Here is a 14,859-nt window from a genome sequence, read left to right as displayed (position 1 = left end):
TGCTAGCACGCAGCCTCGCCGCCGTGCCCACCATGGCGCACTACTGCTCAGATCATGGTGGTATCTAGTCGGCAAGGATCTCGTGGCTGCCGTGCGCCAGGAGGCTCCCCGGGATGTCGCCGAGCATGCGCGGCCTGCGCGGCTGCAACTCCAGGCCCAGGCGGATTAGCAGCTCGAACGCATCCGCCAGCAGATGCTGCTGGCGCGGCAACAAGCTGGCATAGGGCATGTCGTAGATGGACTGGTGCGCGCCACGCGCACCTTTGAGGCCGCGATCGCGGGCCATGTCGGACAACAGCGCGGCAAAGCCGCTCAGGTCCTCGGCGGCCAGGGCGGTGTTGAGCACCGCGGCCAGCACATGGGGCGGTGACGAACCCCACCCCATGGCATCGGCATTTGCGGCGGATTCTTCGGAAGCATCGAATGAGTTCATACCCGGATTAACGACAGCGATCCCCCGCCATGTAGGCTGGCCGGCGAAACTTCTGCCCGAGCCAATGCATGGCCAGGAAGGCCTGCGAGGCCACTAGGATCAATCAGTCAACCCGCGGCATAGGCTACATGGTCCACCGTCGCATCGATCAGCCGGCAAGCGCGTGCCTGCGCCCGGTCGGCGACTTCCATGAGTTCGCCCTGCTCATGCCCCACCCACGACTGCAGCGGCGACGGATTGCGCACCGCGCCTTTGGCCTCCTGGACGATCGAGGCACTCACCAGGCATCCGCGCTCATGCTGCTGTACCGAGATCAAAATCACGTAGCCTCGGTAATGCTGTGTTCTGGATTCATTCATTGCGTCTCCCTTTGGCGGCCATCGTAGCATGCCGCAGCGCAGCGTCCGGTCAGCCGCGGCAAGGGGCTGCCGGGCCTAGGTCCGGTCCTGCGGGCGATCCTGTGGGCGGCGCCCCATGCGCCAGACATTGGGCGGCTCGCCGTGGGCGGCGTTCTGGAACATCCAGGCGCCGCAGACCGTGCAGCGCCAGGGCCGGTCCACCCAGCGCGAGTTGATGTCCATGCCAAGTGCACCCGCACCCGATGCGGCCAGGTTCTCATGCGGCTCCACCGTGGTCGGCGCACCAACGAGAAGATGGCAGAGATCGCAAGCGTGCATGCCTTACTCCAACGAAACGCTCACTCCAGCGAGGGCGGAGTGCCAAAGGGATCAGCGCTCTGCTGGCCCGGCACCTCGGTCAGGTCGAACTCGTCACGCGCCTTGTCCACCACAGCCCGGATACTCCTCTCATAACCCGCGGCATTGCCGAAGGCCTTCATATCCCAGTTGCGCCCGCGCGCATCGCGCGCATGCGCTTGCGGTGCCGGCACCCGGATCTTCGCGCCGTCCTCCACAACGTCATCAAGACGCTGGATGCGCCGGCTCACCTCATCCTGCAAGGCCCTGGCAGCGCGCTCGCGTTTGGCCATCCTTACTCCTATCGTATGCGTTGCACGCGGTAAACGGCATCCGGCCAAACCAGTGCCCTGGGACCCTGCGCACAGCAAACGTCTGCCTGGGAAGACATGCACACCGCACAGTCCATGGATTGATTGTAGAGTCCGCCGCCCCTTCGCGACAAACCTGATTGGCCTGATTGATCGGCAAAAGGCTTCCCTAGCCCACCACGTCATTGGTCACCGCAACCGCAACGGGCGGGTGCACCTCACCGAACACGGACAAGCGGATAGGCATGCCTGCCAGTATGTTGGCAATGTCCTGCTCCGTGGGTTGCCAGAAAGAATGCATCACGCCGCGCGCCGCATCGAGGTGCACCGGCAGCCCCGAGAATTCCCCATCCCTGGCGGCATCCCAGTCCAGGGGCTCGCCGACCACGAGGTTGGTGTGCTTGGTTTTCACGGGTGGCATCATGGCGCTCTCCACTGTGGAGCGAACTCCGTGATGTAGGAGTTGCTCAGACCCCGGTGGGATCGCCAACGGCAGCCATCACCCAATGGTGAAACATTTTGCCGGCAACGGCATCGGACAGATGCATTAGTCCATTTAGCGCTACCCGCGCGCCACCACCAGCGTGGCAAGGCAGGTCAGATATCCAGAAGTAGAGATGCTTCGCCCTACTCCGGCTGTAGCCAATGTAATTGACTACAGCGTCAGCAATCCCGGTGGCAGCGGTGGCTGCGTCGATTCGAAAAGATTAAGGCGAATTCGATCAGGCTCGTTGTCGCGTGTTTTGGCCGGGCCAAATGCCGGCGTTTTGTGCCGGCATTTTGAACAGGCAACAAAAAACCCGCACAACAATCGCTGTGCGGGTTTTTCTTAATACTGGTCGGGGCGAGAGGATTTGAACCTCCGACCACCTGCACCCCATGCAGGTACGCTACCAGGCTGCGCTACGCCCCGAAAGAAAAAGATTATATCAGAAGCTTTTTAAAAATAGCTAGTCATTAGTGCACTTTTTATTCGTGCTTCGCGATCTGTTGAAGCTGCGCGAGCAGGTGCTGCACTTCCACCAGTTCGTTGCGCAGGTTGTTGAGGTCGAGCGAAAAAACCGGCGCGTCACCGGCGGCTTCCGCAGCCAGCGCCTGCACGTCCTCGGCGGCGGCATGGCTGTGCTGCCGCCCTTCGTCGAGGCGATTGCGGGCGCCATTGATCGTGAAGCCCTGTTCGTACAGCAGGTCGCGGATGCGCCGGATCAGCAGGACCTCATGATGCTGGTAGTACCGCCGGTTACCGCGTCGCTTGACGGGCTTGAGCTGCGTGAACTCCTGCTCCCAGTAGCGCAGCACATGCGGCTTGACGGCGCAAAGCTCGCTGACTTCCCCAATGGTGAAGTAGCGTTTGGCGGGAATCGGCGGCAACAAGATGCGTTCGCTGGATCGTTCCGACATACGGTGAATGGGCGGGCTTCAGGCCGTGCCGGGAGAGAGTTGTGGTGCTCGCGCGGGCTAGCGCGCAAACAAGCGTGATACAGGAATTCAGCAGGATAACGAGTCGTCGTGCTGCTGGCAAACGATCAGCCGGGCACCGGCACCAGGCCGGCACGCTCTTCCACCAGGCCCTTGAGCTTCTGGCTGGCATGGAACGTCACCACGCGTCGTGCCGTGATAGGAATGATCTCGCCCGTCTTGGGATTGCGGCCGGGACGTTGCGGCTTGTCGCGCAGCTGGAAATTGCCGAAGCCGGAGAGCTTGACGCTGTCGCCCTGTTCCAGCGCTTCGCGAATCACGTCGAAGAAAGCTTCGACCATGTCCTTGGACTCGCGCTTGTTGAGACCGACCTGGTCGAACAGCATTTCAGCGAGCTCGGCCTTGGTGAGGGTCGGCACTTCGGCAACGCGAGCGTCGGAAGTATCGTCGTCGAGCGAGGCTGCCTGGCGGTCGCCTGCTTCACCCATTGCAGAGGCCATGAGATACGCGTGTCGATCGTTCATTGTCATTCGGTGTGGCGATCCGCCCGGATGCGGAAGTCCGGGCGCTCCATTGTCATGTCAGCTGGTGGATCAGCCGCGCATCCGCGCCTGGAATGCAGCGCCGGCGGCTTCGACCATGCAACGCACCGCGCTGTCGACGGTTTCGTCCTGGAGGGTCGCCCCAGTATCTTGCAAGGTCAAGCGGAACGCAAGGCTTTTCTCGTCCGCGCCAATGGCCGCCGAAGCCGCCTTCGGACGGAACTCGTCGAACAGCACCAGGCTCTGGCAATAGCGGGCGGAGCCCTGTTTTTCCAGGGCTTCGCGCATGGCGTCGAGCAGGTCCTGCACGCGCACCGACTGCTTTACCACCAGTGCCAGGTCGCGTACGGCGGCCGGGAACTTGGAGATTTCGGTGTAGCTGGGCAGGCCCACTTCACGCAGTGCCTGCAGGTCCAGTTCGAACACGACCGGCGCTTGCGTCAGTTCGTACTCCTGCAGCCAGCGCGGATGCAGTTCGCCGATCACGCCGGCCACCTTGCCGTCGATCACCACCTGCGCGGCTCGGCCTGGATGCAGCGCGGGATGCGATACCGGCTCGAAGCGCGCGACGCGCGGGAACAGCAACGCCTCGACATCGCCCTTGACGTCGAAGAAGTCCACCGGGCGGGTGGCGATGCCCCACTGCTCCTCGAAGGCCGGGCCGTAGGCAATGCCGCCTGCAACCATCGGCTGGTGATAGCCGGCCACCGTCAGGCCGCCATCGGCAACCGAGGCGTCGCGATGGAACACGCGGCCCACTTCAAACATCCGCACACGCGATGCCTTGCGGTTGAGGTTGTAGCGCACCTTGTCGAGCAGGCCACCGATCAGCGTGGAACGCATCACCGCCAGTTGGCTGGCGATCGGGTTCAGCAGGCGGATCGGGTTGTCGTTGCTGGCGAAGTCGCGCTCCCACTTCTCTTCGACGAAGGCGAAGTTGATTACCTCCTGGTAGTCGCGCGCGGCAATCGCGTGGCGCACAGCATGGGTCGAGCGGCGGGCTTCGTCGGTCGGGCGCATCTCGCTTTCGGCGATAGGCGGGCGTGCCGGGATACGCTCGAAGCCATAGATGCGGGCCACTTCCTCGATCAGGTCTTCCTCGATCTCGATATCGAAGCGATAGCTCGGCGGCGTGACCACGAACACTTCACCGTCCTCGCCTTGCTCGCGGGCGAACGGCAGTTGCAGGCGCTGGAACACGTCGGCGATGACCGCAGGCGACAGCTCGATGCCAAGCACGCGCTCGGCACGCGCCACGCGCAGTCGCACCGGCTTGCGTTGCGGCAGGTTGACAATCTGGTCGTCGACCGGGCCGGCCTGGCCGCCGCAGATCTCGAGGATCAGCGCGCTGATGCGCTCGATATGCTCAACCGTGGTGGCGTAGTCCACGCCACGTTCGAAGCGATGCCCGGCATCGGTCGAGAAGTTGAAGCGCCGCGAGCGGCCCTGGATGGCTTCCGGCCACCAGAAGGCGGCTTCGAGGTAGATGTTGGTGGTGTCGAGCGTCACGGCGGTGCTGTCGCCGCCCATGATGCCGGCCAGGCTCTCGATTTCCTTGTCGTCGGCGATCACGCCGACCTGCTCGTCGAGCTCCACGGTATTGCCATTGAGCAGCTTGAGCTGCTCGCCCTTGCGGCCCCAGCGCACATCCAGCCCGCCGTGGATCTTGTCCAGATCGAAGACGTGCGAGGGGCGGCCGAGCTCGAGCATCACGTAGTTGGAGATGTCGACCAGCGCGGAGATGCTCCGTTGCCCCGCCCGCTCCAGGCGCTGCACCATCCATGCCGGCGTGGCCGCGTGCGCGTTCACACCGCGGATCACACGGCCCGAGAAACGGCCGCACAGGTCAGGGGCGGAAATCTTCACCGGCAGCTTGTCGGCCAGCGTCACGGCAACCGGCTTCATCTCCGGCAGGTGCAGCGCGGCACCGGTCAGCGCGGCGACTTCGCGCGCCACGCCGTGGATCGACAGGCAGTCGGCCTTGTTGGGGGTGAGCTTGATGACGAAGACCTGGTCATCCAGGTCCAGGTACTCGCGAATGTCCATGCCGATCCTGGCATCTTCGGGCAGGAGCATCAGGCCGCCATGGTCCTCCGACAGCTTGAGCTCGCGCGCCGAGCAGAGCATGCCGAAGCTGTCCACACCGCGCAGCTTGCCCACCTTGATCTCGAACGGCTTGCCGCCTGCCTCGGACGGCGGCAGCACCGCGCCGACCAGCGCGCAAGGCACCAGGATGCCGGGCGCCACATTGGGCGCGCCACAAACGATCTGCAGGGTCTCGCCGGTGCCGGCATCGACCTGGCAAACGTTGAGACGGTCCGCGTTGGGATGGCGCTCGGTGGAAAGCACGCGCGCGACCACCACCTTGTTGAAAGGCGGCGCGACCGGGCCGACCTCTTCCACTTCCAGCCCGGCCATGGTCAGGCTGTGCGAGAGCGCATCGGTGGAAATCTTGTCGGGATTGACGAAACTGCGAAGCCAGGATTCCGAGAATTGCATGGCGCTTCTGATCCGGTAAGTATTCTGTTCTGGGGTGTCGGTGACGATGTGCTCTGGCGCGGATACGCGCCTCAGGCGAACTGGCGCAGGAAACGCGCGTCGCCTTCGAAGAACAGGCGCAGATCGTTGATGCCGTAGCGGAGCATGGTCAGGCGTTCAAGGCCGGAACCGAAGGCAAAGCCGATATAGCGCTCGGGGTCCAGGCCCATATTGCGCAGCACGTTGGGGTGCACCTGGCCCGAGCCGGAAATCTCCAGCCACTTGCCATTGCCGAAGGCCATGTCGATTTCCGCCGACGGCTCGGTGAACGGGAAGTACGAGGGGCGGAAACGCACCTGGATGTCATCGCGCTCGAAGAACTTACGCAGGAAGTCCGTGTACACGCCCTTGAGGTCGGCAAAGCTCACGTCATCGCCGATCCACAGGCCTTCAACCTGGTTGAACATCGGCGAGTGCGTGGCGTCGCTGTCGACGCGGTAAGTACGGCCGGGGCAGATCACCTTGATCGGCGGCATCTCGCGGCCCTTGTACTTCTCCACGTGCATGCGCGCGTAGCGCACCTGCATCGGGCTGGTGTGGGTACGCAGCAGCAGCAACTTGCCGTCGCTGTCGCGGCCATCCACATAGAAGGTGTCCTGCATCGAACGGGCCGGATGGTTGTCCGGGTTGTTCAACGCGGTGAAGTTCATCCAGTCCGTTTCGATTTCGGGGCCATCGGCCACATCGAAGCCCACCGAGCCGAAGATCTGCTCGACGCGCTCCCAGGTGCGCATCACCGGGTGCAGGCTGCCGCGGGCAACCGCGCGACCCGGCAGCGTGACGTCGATGGCTTCGGCAGCCAGCCGCGCGTTCATCAGCGCATCGGCCAGCGCCTGGCGGCGTGCCTGCAGCGCGGCCTCGACCTGCTGCTTGGCCTGGTTGATGCGCGCGCCTTCGCTCTTGCGCGTTTCCGGGTCGAGCTTGCCGAGGCTCTTGAGCAGCTCGGTGAGCGCACCGGTCTTGCCCAGAAAGCGGGCTTTTTCGTTTTCCAGCGTGGCGTTGTCGTTGGCTGCAGCGAAGGCGGCCTGGGCGTCGGCGACGATTTGATCCGGATCCAGAGACATGGCGGCGGTCGGCGATAAATTTGGCGTCCGGGTCACGCTGGGCCCGGGCGTGGGTTGGCACTAAGTGCGATGTGGGTGCAGAGCCCGCGCGGCACCGGGGGCGGCGCGGGCTTCGTTTCGGATGTCGTCTTGCATCGAACCGGGAACGGCGCGCGAAACGGTATCCGAAATGAAAACGGGGCTCGGTGAGGAGCCCCGTTTCTGCAGGTCCGGCCGAATTGCCGTCGCGGCGACAAGCGCTGCTCAGGCAAATTCGGCGGAAATGCTGTCGACCTTGCGGTCGGTGCTTGCCCGGGCTGCCACACTAGACACTAGCGTGACACCCCGGAGCCGGCATCAGGCAACGGTGGCTTTCACCTGGTTGACGATGGCGGCAAAGGCAGGCTTGTCATGAATAGCCATGTCCGACAGCACCTTGCGGTCCAGCTCAATCGAAGCCCGCTTCAGGCCGTTCATGAACACGCTGTAGGTCATGCCATGCTCACGCGAAGCAGCATTGATACGCGCAATCCAGAGCGCGCGGAACACGCGCTTCTTGTTGCGGCGATCGCGGTATGCGTACTGGCCAGCACGCATGACCGCCTGCTTGGCGATACGGTAGACGTTATTACGACGGCCGCGGAAACCCTTGGCGGCGACGATGACTTTCTTATGGCGGGCCCGTGCAGTGACCCCACGTTTTACTCGAGGCATGTAATGCTCCTTTCGTTTTCGTTAGGGTTATGCGTAAGGCATCATTGCGCGAACGGACTTCAGGTTCGTCTCATGGACGTCCTGGGTGCCGCGCAACTGGCGCTTGTTCTTGGTGGTCTTCTTGGTCAAGATGTGACGCTTGAAGGCCTGGCCACGCTTGAACGAACCATTCGGACGCGCAGTAAAGCGCTTGGAGGCGCTTTTCTTGGTCTTCATCTTCGGCATGAAATACTCCAGCTTCTATGACATGCATGCAGGTGGCCAGCTAGCGCCGACACTTGCAAAACCCGCATCCACTTATTGTTGCGCTAAAGCCGCGTGCGGCCTCTGCGCTGCTTTCGCACGACGCCGCGCCCGGAGGGATTCCCCTCCGGGCCGCAGCGACGCGCAAAATCTTACTTCTTCTTCTTGGGAGACAGCACCATCACCATCTGGCGGCCTTCCATCTTCGGCATCTGCTCGACCTGGCCAACTTCTTCCAGGTCCGCCTTCAGGCGTTCGAGCACACGCGCGCCGATTTCCTGGTGCGCCATCTCACGGCCGCGGAAACGCAGCGTGATCTTGGTCTTGTCGCCGTCTTCGAGGAAGCGCTTCAGGTTGCGCAGCTTGACGTTGTAGTCGCCATCATCCGTACCCGGCCGGAACTTGACTTCCTTGACCTGGATGATCTTCTGCTTCAGCTTGGCGTCGTGCGCGCGCTTGGCTTCCTCGTACTTGAACTTGCCGTAATCCATGATACGGGCAACCGGCGGCACCGCTGTAGGAGCGATTTCCACCAAGTCCAAGTCCTTATCCTCAGCCAGGCGGAGCGCGTCCATGAACTTGACGATGCCGAGCTGCTCGTTATCAACCCCGACCAGGCGCAATTCGGGTGCGCTGATTTCGCGATTGATGCGATGACCTTTGTCTGTAGCGATGTTGCGTTACCTCAAGAAGACAAAAAACAAGCCGTGCTCATCCCATCAGGCTTTGCTGGCAACGTCCTGTTGCAGACGCTCCACAAACGCGGAAACGGACATCACGCCCAGATCCACGTTGCCACGGGCACGCACGGCCACTTGACTGGCATCCCGTTCTTTGTCGCCCACTACCAGGAGGTAGGGGATCTTCTGAAGGGAATGCTCGCGGATTTTATACGTAATTTTCTCGTTACGCAAATCCGCCTTAGCCCTAAATCCTTGTTTTTGCAGCAGTTGCACGACGTTTTCGGCATATTCCGCCTGCGAGTCGGCAATATTCAGGACCAGGACCTGCTCCGGCGCCAGCCAGGCAGGCAGCGCGCCGGCGTGGTTTTCCAGCAAGATGCCCAGGAAGCGCTCGAAAGATCCCAGGATGGCCCGGTGCAGCATGACCGGGCGCTTGCGCGAGTTGTCTTCGGAGACGTATTCGGCATCCAGGCGCTCCGGCAGCACCAGGTCCAGCTGCAGCGTGCCACATTGCCAGGACCGGCCGATGGCGTCCTTGATATGGTATTCCACCTTGGGGCCGTAGAAGGCGCCCTCGCCCGGCAGCTCTTCCCACTCCACGCCACAGGCGCGCAGCGCCAGGCGCAGGCCTTCCTCGGCGTGATCCCAGACTTCGTCCGAACCGGCGCGCTGATCCGGGCGCAGCGACAGCTTGACCGCGATGTCCTTGAAGCCGAAATCGTCGTACACGGAGAACGCCAGCTCGTTGAAGGCCTTGGCCTCCGCTACGATCTGCTCTTCCGTGCAGAAGATGTGCGCATCATCCTGCACAAAGCCACGCACGCGCATCAGCCCGTGCAGCGCACCGGAGGGCTCGTTGCGATGGCAGGCGCCGAACTCGGCCAGACGCAGCGGCAGGTCGCGGTAGGAACGCAGGCCGTGATTGAAAATCTGCACATGGCCGGGGCAGTTCATCGGCTTGATCGCGTAGTCGCGCTTCTCCGACTCCGTGACGAACATGTTTTCCTTGTAGTTCTGCCAGTGACCTGACTTCTCCCACAGCGAACGATCCATCACTTGCGGCGTGCGCACTTCTTCATAGCCGGCCTGCGTCAGGCGGCCGCGCATGTACTGCTCCACCGCTTGCCACACCTGCCAGCCCTTCGGGTGCCAGAACACCATGCCCGGCGCCTCTTCCTGCAAGTGGAACAGGTCGAGCAGCTTGCCCAGCTTGCGGTGGTCGCGCTTCTCAGCCTCTTCCAGCATATGCAGATAAGCTTCCTGGTCTTCCTTCTTGGCCCAGGCCGTGCCATAGATGCGCTGAAGCATCTCGTTCTTGGCGTCGCCGCGCCAGTAGGCACCCGCCACCTTCATCAGCTTGAAGACCTTGAGCTTGCCCGTGGACGGCACGTGCGGGCCACGGCAGAGGTCGACGAACTCGCCTTCGCGATACAGGCCGATCTCCTGGTCCTGCGGGATCGAGGCGATGATCTCGGCCTTGTACTTCTCGCCCATCGACTCGAACAGTTTCACGGCTTCGTCGCGGCTCCAGACTTCGCGCGTTACCTTCTCGTCCTTCTTGGCGAGCTCGGCCATCTTCTTCTCGATGGCAACCAGGTCCTCGGGCGTAAAGGGGCGCTTGTAGGCGAAGTCGTAGTAGAAGCCGTTCTCGATCACCGGGCCGATCGTCACCTGTGCCTCGGGATACAGCGCCTTGACAGCGTAGGCCAGCAAGTGCGCCGTCGAGTGACGGATCACATCAACGCCATCGGCATCCTTGTCCGTGACGATGGCGAGAGCCGCATCGCGCTCGATGAGGAAGCTGGTGTCGACCATCTGCCCGTCCACCTTGCCCGCCAGGGCAGCCTTGGCCAGGCCCGAGCCAATGCTCTGCGCCACTTCGGCCACCGTTACCGGGCCGGGGAATTCGCGTCGGGAACCATCCGGCAGCGTGATTGCGATCATCTTGCACCTCATCAGAAATCCACCCGCCGGCGCCGTGCGGCCGGCAAGCGAATAAAAAGCATCTTGTAGCGCCTGGCTCATGCCACTTCATGTAACCAGCATGAGCCAGGCAGCGGGGACTTCGCTCGGATCCACCCACGGGCGACCGAGCAGGATAGCAGGGAGCCAACAAGCGAGAGACGAAAAAAAACGCAGCCAAGGCTGCGTTGTTTTTCGATTTAACCCCAATCCACCGGGTCCGAAGGCGCACCTCGACTACTGTCGCTAATTAGCGGTAGTAGTTCGCTGTGTCTTGAACATGGCGCCTTTTCCGTTCCAGGTTATCGGGATCAACCGGACTGCTTCGGTACTTCTTACTGCTATGCGTTGGTAGGCTCGATTGGACTCGAACCAACGACCCCCACCATGTCAAGGTGGTGCTCTAACCAGCTGAGCTACGAGCCTATGGTACTGCTTGAAACTAACCGCTGTAGGCGCTTGCTGCACTGCGCCTACGTCTTACTGCTTGTTCGTTGGTAGGCTCGATTGGACTCGAACCAACGACCCCCACCATGTCAAGGTGGTGCTCTAACCAGCTGAGCTACGAGCCTACGGAGAACGAAAGTATAGCATCACTTTCTTTTCGCTTGCAAGACCCCCACCACATCTTCGATCAAACCGAGCGCGCGCTGCAACTGCGTGGCCTCGGAAACCTCGGCGGTGAACTGCATCCGCGCGACGCCTTTGCTCGACAGCGTCTTCACGCCGGTGACGTTGATCTTCTCGCGCGACAGCACTTCGGAGATGTCGCGCAGCAGTCCTTGCCGGTCGATCGCCTCCACGTGGATGTCCACCGGATAGACGGCATCGCTGCGCTTACCCCACTCGGTATGGATCACGCGCTCCGGCGCACGCGCCGAGAGCTGCCCGAAGGTGTGGCAGGTGCGGCGATGGATCGAGACACCGCGCCCACGCGTGACGAAGCCCACGATCTCGTCCGGCGGCGCCGGCTTGCAGCATTTGGACATCTGCGTGAGCAGCGAATCCACGCCCACCACCAGCACACCGCTCTTGGCGCCGCGCGCCACGCTGGTGGCGCGGCTCTTCTTGGTGACGGCCTCTTCCTCGCTCTGCACCACCGCGGCTTCGCCCTCGGGATGCCGCAGCGCCTGCTCCACATGGCGCAGGCTGAACTCATCCTTGGCGACCGCGGCGAACAGGTCGTCCGGCGTCTTGAAACCCAGCCGCGTGGCAAGGTCATCCAGGTTGACAGCAGTCTTGCCCTCGCGCTGCAAGGTCTTATCGATCAGCGCGCGGCCTTGCGACATGGTCTCTTGCGAATCCAGCGCATTGAACCAGGCGCGCACCTTGGCGCGCGCGCGCGGGCTGGCCAGGTAGCCCAGCTCTGCGTTGAGCCAGTCGCGTGACGGGCCGCCCTGCTTGACGGCGATGATATCCACCGTCTGCCCGTTCTTGAGCGGCGTGTTCAGCGGCACCATGGTGCCATCCACGCGCGCGCCGCGGCAGCGATGGCCCAGGTCCGTATGCAGGTAGTACGCGAAATCCACCGGCGTAGCGCCTTGCGGCAACGCGACCACGCGCGCCTGCGGCGTCAGCACATAGATGTGGTCGTCGATGGCCGCGTGCTTGAGCTGCTCCCAGGGCGACTCGTCGTGCGCAACCGAATGATCGGCGTCGTCCTTCCACGCCAGCAACTGGCGCAGCCACGCGATCTTCTCGTCGTAGCGCTCGCTGGCGGAGAACTGGCCGCTATAGCCCTTGCTGCCCGCCTCCTTGTAGCGCCAGTGCGCGGCCACGCCGTACTCGGCGAAGTGATGCATCTCCTGGGTGCGGATCTGCACCTCGAAGGCGCGCCCGTCGTCGCCGATCACCACCGTGTGCAGCGACTTGTAGCCGTTCGACTTGGGCCGGGAAATATAGTCGTCGAACTCGCGCGGGATCGGCTGCCAGATATGGTGCACGATGCCCAGCACGGTGTAGCAATCCTTGATGTCGTCGACGATCACGCGGAAGGCGCGCACATCGTAGAGATCGGCAAAGTCGAGCTCCTTGCCGCGCATCTTCTTCCAGATGCTGTAGATATGCTTGGGCCGTCCGCTCACCTCGGCGCGGATCCCGGCCGATGCCAGCTCGGACTGCAGCCGCGCGATGGCGCTGGCGATATAGCCTTCGCGCTCGATGCGTTTTTCGTCGAGCAGCCGCGCGATGCGCTTGTAGGTATCGGGCTGCTCGAAGCGGAACGCCAGGTCTTCCAGCTCCCACTTCATCTGCCAGATCCCCAGCCGGTTGGCCAGCGGCGCGTAGATGTCCAGCGTTTCGCGCGCAACCCCCGGCAGCGGCTGCGCCTTGACCTGCGCCAGCCAGCGCAGCGTCTGCAGCCGCGAGGCGAGGCGCACCAGCACCACGCGGATGTCCTGCGCGAAGGCCAGCAGCATCTTGCGCAGCGCCTCCACCTGCTCCTGGCGCGCGGCGATTTCGTCCTTGGTGGTCTCGGGCGCGCCACTGTGGCCCACCGCGATCGCGCCGATGCGCAACAACTGCCGCACACCCTTGACCAGCCCCGCCACCTCTTCGCCAAAGAGCGGCTCGATTTCCGCCTCGCTGCCAGGCACGAACGCGGCCAGCGCGAACAGGCAGGCCGCGGCGCGCGCGGCATCGTCGACGCGCAGGCCATCGAGAATGCGCAGCATGCCTTCGGCATGCGAGAGCACGGTTTCGCCGGTGGGCAGCAATGCGGTGCTGCCGCGCTCGCGCACGAACGCCAGGGCGCGCTCCACCAGCCCGGCATCGGGCGTGCCGGCAATCTGCCCGGTCAGGTCAGTCGACGTCACCATCTCGCTGCCCCAGCCTCACTTGAGCGCGGCGGTGACCACAACTTCGATCAGGTACTGCGGATTGGCCAGGCGAGCCTCCACGGTGGCGCGCGGGGGCGTATGGCCCTGCACCACCCACGCGTCCCAGACTTCGTTCATGATACCGATCTGGTCGACGTCGGTGAGGAAGATCTGGCACGAGAGAATCCGGCTCTTGTCGCTGCCTGCTTCGTTCAAGAGGCGCTCGATATGGCCCAGCACCTCGGTGGTCTGGCCACGCAGGTCCGCGCCGGGATCGACTTCCGGCACCTGGCCGGCAAGGTAGACCACGCCGTTGTAGATCGCGTATTCGGACAGGCGCTTGCCCACGTGGGCGCGCTTCAGTTCATTGGTACTCATGGCAATACTTTAGTCGTCGGGTAAAACATCAAGATCATCGGGTCCAGGCAGCGCTTCTCGCTTCAGGCCGCGCCCAGGAAAAACTGCTTGGCGATGGCCACTTGCGCGGGATCGATGAACGTCGGGGCATGCCCCACATCCGGCACTTCCACGGCGCTCACGTTGCGCCCGCGCGCCACCATCTCCGCCACCGTCTCGCGCGTGAGCAGGTCGGACTGCGCGCCGCGCACCACCAGCGTGGGCGCCTGGATGGCCTCGAACATCTGCCACAGCGCCGCCTCGCCCGCGCTCACCTGCTCAGGCGTGGTCTCGCGGAACGGCAGCGCCATCGCCAGATCGTAATGCAAGCCCCATTCCAGCCCTTCCGCACCCTGCACGGGCTTGAGGATGGCGCCGTTGAGCTCGCGCCATTGCTCGGGCGTGTGCCGGCCAAAAGACGCGCTGATGGTCTGCAGGTAGGCCAGGCCTTCTTCGAAGGTCTTGAAGCGCACCGGCAGGCCCAGGTAGGCACCGATCCGCTCCACCGCCGAGGCGGCGATGCGTGGGCCCACGTCGTTGAGCAGCAGCTTGCGCACCGGCGACTTGGGCAGGCCCGCCAGTCCCATGCCGATCAGGCCACCCATCGAAGTGCCAAACCAGTCGACCTGCTCGACATTGAGCCGAGCGATCAGGGTGACCATATCGGACACGTACTGCGGCACCACGTAGCGGCGCGGGTCCGCGAGCCAGTCCGAGCGGCCGCGCCCGACCACGTCGGGGCACACCACGCGATACTCGCCGCACAATGCGGCGGCCACCGTGTCAAAGTCACGGCCGGTGCGCGTCAGGCCATGCACGCACATCAGCACCCGGGGATTGGTGGGATCGCCCCACTCGTGATAGGCCATGCGGTGAAGACCCGCCGGGCTGATGCACTGGACGAAGCCGAGGCGCGGACTGACTGACGACATCTGAACTCCCTGGCAAGACGGTAGCAAGAACGGCGCCTCCAGCATGGTGGCGCCCAGGTTGGGCAAAGCTGGATTGTACGCTGCAGCAGTTACAATGCCACAGCATCGGGGTTCTCGCCGCCATGCCTTTGC

Annotated in this window: 16 protein-coding genes and 3 tRNA genes; all 19 read right to left on the bottom strand. The window is 63.4% G+C overall.

The window, feature by feature from the left end:
• Window positions 1–64 precede the first annotated feature (64 nt).
• Complete coding sequence (locus A9975_RS04200; RefSeq protein ID WP_183031525.1) at window positions 65–433, bottom strand: hypothetical protein; 369 nt, start codon at window positions 431–433, stop codon at window positions 65–67.
• Window positions 434–540: 107 nt separating this feature from the next.
• Window positions 541–792 (bottom strand): hypothetical protein, encoded by a 252-nt coding sequence (locus tag A9975_RS04195; protein ID WP_150983934.1) that lies wholly within the window; start codon window positions 790–792, stop codon window positions 541–543.
• 75 nt (window positions 793–867) lie between these two features.
• Window positions 868–1,110 (bottom strand): hypothetical protein, encoded by a 243-nt coding sequence (locus A9975_RS04190; RefSeq protein ID WP_150983933.1) that lies wholly within the window; start codon window positions 1,108–1,110, stop codon window positions 868–870.
• A 20-nt stretch (window positions 1,111–1,130) separates the two neighbouring features.
• A complete protein-coding gene (locus tag A9975_RS04185; protein ID WP_183031524.1) occupies window positions 1,131–1,421 on the bottom strand; it encodes a hypothetical protein in 291 nt (96 codons plus the stop codon).
• Window positions 1,422–1,608: 187 nt separating this feature from the next.
• Window positions 1,609–1,863 carry a hypothetical protein gene (locus A9975_RS04180; protein WP_183031523.1) on the bottom strand — a complete coding sequence of 85 codons (255 nt, stop codon included), beginning with the start codon at window positions 1,861–1,863 and terminating at the stop codon, window positions 1,609–1,611.
• Between the two features lie 412 nt (window positions 1,864–2,275).
• Window positions 2,276–2,352, bottom strand: a tRNA-Pro gene (locus A9975_RS04175).
• Window positions 2,353–2,408: 56 nt separating this feature from the next.
• The gene (locus A9975_RS04170; RefSeq protein ID WP_183031522.1) at window positions 2,409–2,840 is read right to left on the bottom strand and encodes a MerR family transcriptional regulator; all 432 of its coding nucleotides are present in this window, start codon (window positions 2,838–2,840) and stop codon (window positions 2,409–2,411) included.
• A 125-nt stretch (window positions 2,841–2,965) separates the two neighbouring features.
• The gene (locus A9975_RS04165; protein WP_183031521.1) at window positions 2,966–3,382 is read right to left on the bottom strand and encodes an integration host factor subunit alpha; all 417 of its coding nucleotides are present in this window, start codon (window positions 3,380–3,382) and stop codon (window positions 2,966–2,968) included.
• Window positions 3,383–3,451: 69 nt separating this feature from the next.
• Window positions 3,452–5,899, bottom strand: coding sequence for a phenylalanine--tRNA ligase subunit beta (pheT, locus tag A9975_RS04160; RefSeq protein WP_183031520.1), 2,448 nt, complete (start codon window positions 5,897–5,899; stop codon window positions 3,452–3,454).
• Between the two features lie 71 nt (window positions 5,900–5,970).
• Window positions 5,971–7,002 carry a phenylalanine--tRNA ligase subunit alpha gene (gene pheS / locus A9975_RS04155; protein WP_043345035.1) on the bottom strand — a complete coding sequence of 344 codons (1,032 nt, stop codon included), beginning with the start codon at window positions 7,000–7,002 and terminating at the stop codon, window positions 5,971–5,973.
• Window positions 7,003–7,338: 336 nt separating this feature from the next.
• Window positions 7,339–7,695 (bottom strand): 50S ribosomal protein L20, encoded by a 357-nt coding sequence (gene rplT / locus A9975_RS04150; protein WP_006163216.1) that lies wholly within the window; start codon window positions 7,693–7,695, stop codon window positions 7,339–7,341.
• A 27-nt stretch (window positions 7,696–7,722) separates the two neighbouring features.
• A complete protein-coding gene (rpmI, locus tag A9975_RS04145) occupies window positions 7,723–7,920 on the bottom strand; it encodes a 50S ribosomal protein L35 (RefSeq protein ID WP_006575466.1) in 198 nt (65 codons plus the stop codon).
• A 170-nt stretch (window positions 7,921–8,090) separates the two neighbouring features.
• Window positions 8,091–8,612, bottom strand: coding sequence for a translation initiation factor IF-3 (gene infC, locus A9975_RS04140; RefSeq protein WP_081488948.1), 522 nt, complete (start codon window positions 8,610–8,612; stop codon window positions 8,091–8,093).
• Window positions 8,613–8,657: 45 nt separating this feature from the next.
• Window positions 8,658–10,565: a threonine--tRNA ligase gene (thrS, locus tag A9975_RS04135; RefSeq protein ID WP_043345032.1), complete on the bottom strand. Its 1,908-nt coding sequence runs from the start codon at window positions 10,563–10,565 to the stop codon at window positions 8,658–8,660.
• A gap of 367 nt (window positions 10,566–10,932) precedes the next feature.
• Window positions 10,933–11,009, bottom strand: a tRNA-Val gene (locus A9975_RS04130).
• A gap of 69 nt (window positions 11,010–11,078) precedes the next feature.
• Window positions 11,079–11,155 (bottom strand) — tRNA-Val (locus A9975_RS04125).
• 21 nt (window positions 11,156–11,176) lie between these two features.
• The gene (locus A9975_RS04120; protein WP_183031519.1) at window positions 11,177–13,399 is read right to left on the bottom strand and encodes a bifunctional (p)ppGpp synthetase/guanosine-3',5'-bis(diphosphate) 3'-pyrophosphohydrolase; all 2,223 of its coding nucleotides are present in this window, start codon (window positions 13,397–13,399) and stop codon (window positions 11,177–11,179) included.
• A 15-nt stretch (window positions 13,400–13,414) separates the two neighbouring features.
• The gene (locus A9975_RS04115) at window positions 13,415–13,777 is read right to left on the bottom strand and encodes a RidA family protein (protein WP_183031518.1); all 363 of its coding nucleotides are present in this window, start codon (window positions 13,775–13,777) and stop codon (window positions 13,415–13,417) included.
• Window positions 13,778–13,839: 62 nt separating this feature from the next.
• Window positions 13,840–14,727, bottom strand: a complete 888-nt coding sequence (locus A9975_RS04110) for an alpha/beta fold hydrolase (protein ID WP_183031517.1) — start codon at window positions 14,725–14,727, stop codon at window positions 13,840–13,842.
• Window positions 14,728–14,859: the final 132 nt, after the last annotated feature.

It is taken from the genome of Cupriavidus sp. UME77 (assembly GCF_014170355.1).
GTDB lineage: Bacteria > Pseudomonadota > Gammaproteobacteria > Burkholderiales > Burkholderiaceae > Cupriavidus > Cupriavidus basilensis.
This window is presented reverse-complemented; position numbering and strand designations above follow the sequence as displayed.

Excerpts from the sequence above, each read along its gene's own strand:
- A9975_RS04200 (WP_183031525.1), bottom strand. The coding sequence starts at position 433 with ATGAACTCATTCGATGCTTCCGAAGAATCCGCCGCAAATGCCGATGCC.
- A9975_RS04195 (WP_150983934.1), bottom strand. The coding sequence starts at position 792 with ATGAATGAATCCAGAACACAGCATTACCGAGGCTACGTGATTTTGATC.
- A9975_RS04190 (WP_150983933.1), bottom strand. The coding sequence starts at position 1,110 with ATGCACGCTTGCGATCTCTGCCATCTTCTCGTTGGTGCGCCGACCACG.
- A9975_RS04185 (WP_183031524.1), bottom strand. The coding sequence starts at position 1,421 with ATGGCCAAACGCGAGCGCGCTGCCAGGGCCTTGCAGGATGAGGTGAGC.
- A9975_RS04180 (WP_183031523.1), bottom strand. The coding sequence starts at position 1,863 with ATGATGCCACCCGTGAAAACCAAGCACACCAACCTCGTGGTCGGCGAG.
- A9975_RS04170 (WP_183031522.1), bottom strand. The coding sequence starts at position 2,840 with ATGTCGGAACGATCCAGCGAACGCATCTTGTTGCCGCCGATTCCCGCC.
- A9975_RS04165 (WP_183031521.1), bottom strand. The coding sequence starts at position 3,382 with ATGAACGATCGACACGCGTATCTCATGGCCTCTGCAATGGGTGAAGCA.
- pheT (WP_183031520.1), bottom strand. The coding sequence starts at position 5,899 with ATGCAATTCTCGGAATCCTGGCTTCGCAGTTTCGTCAATCCCGACAAG.
- pheS (WP_043345035.1), bottom strand. The coding sequence starts at position 7,002 with ATGTCTCTGGATCCGGATCAAATCGTCGCCGACGCCCAGGCCGCCTTC.
- rplT (WP_006163216.1), bottom strand. The coding sequence starts at position 7,695 with ATGCCTCGAGTAAAACGTGGGGTCACTGCACGGGCCCGCCATAAGAAA.
- rpmI (WP_006575466.1), bottom strand. The coding sequence starts at position 7,920 with ATGCCGAAGATGAAGACCAAGAAAAGCGCCTCCAAGCGCTTTACTGCG.
- thrS (WP_043345032.1), bottom strand. The coding sequence starts at position 10,565 with ATGATCGCAATCACGCTGCCGGATGGTTCCCGACGCGAATTCCCCGGC.
- A9975_RS04120 (WP_183031519.1), bottom strand. The coding sequence starts at position 13,399 with ATGGTGACGTCGACTGACCTGACCGGGCAGATTGCCGGCACGCCCGAT.
- A9975_RS04115 (WP_183031518.1), bottom strand. The coding sequence starts at position 13,777 with ATGAGTACCAATGAACTGAAGCGCGCCCACGTGGGCAAGCGCCTGTCC.
- A9975_RS04110 (WP_183031517.1), bottom strand. The coding sequence starts at position 14,727 with ATGTCGTCAGTCAGTCCGCGCCTCGGCTTCGTCCAGTGCATCAGCCCG.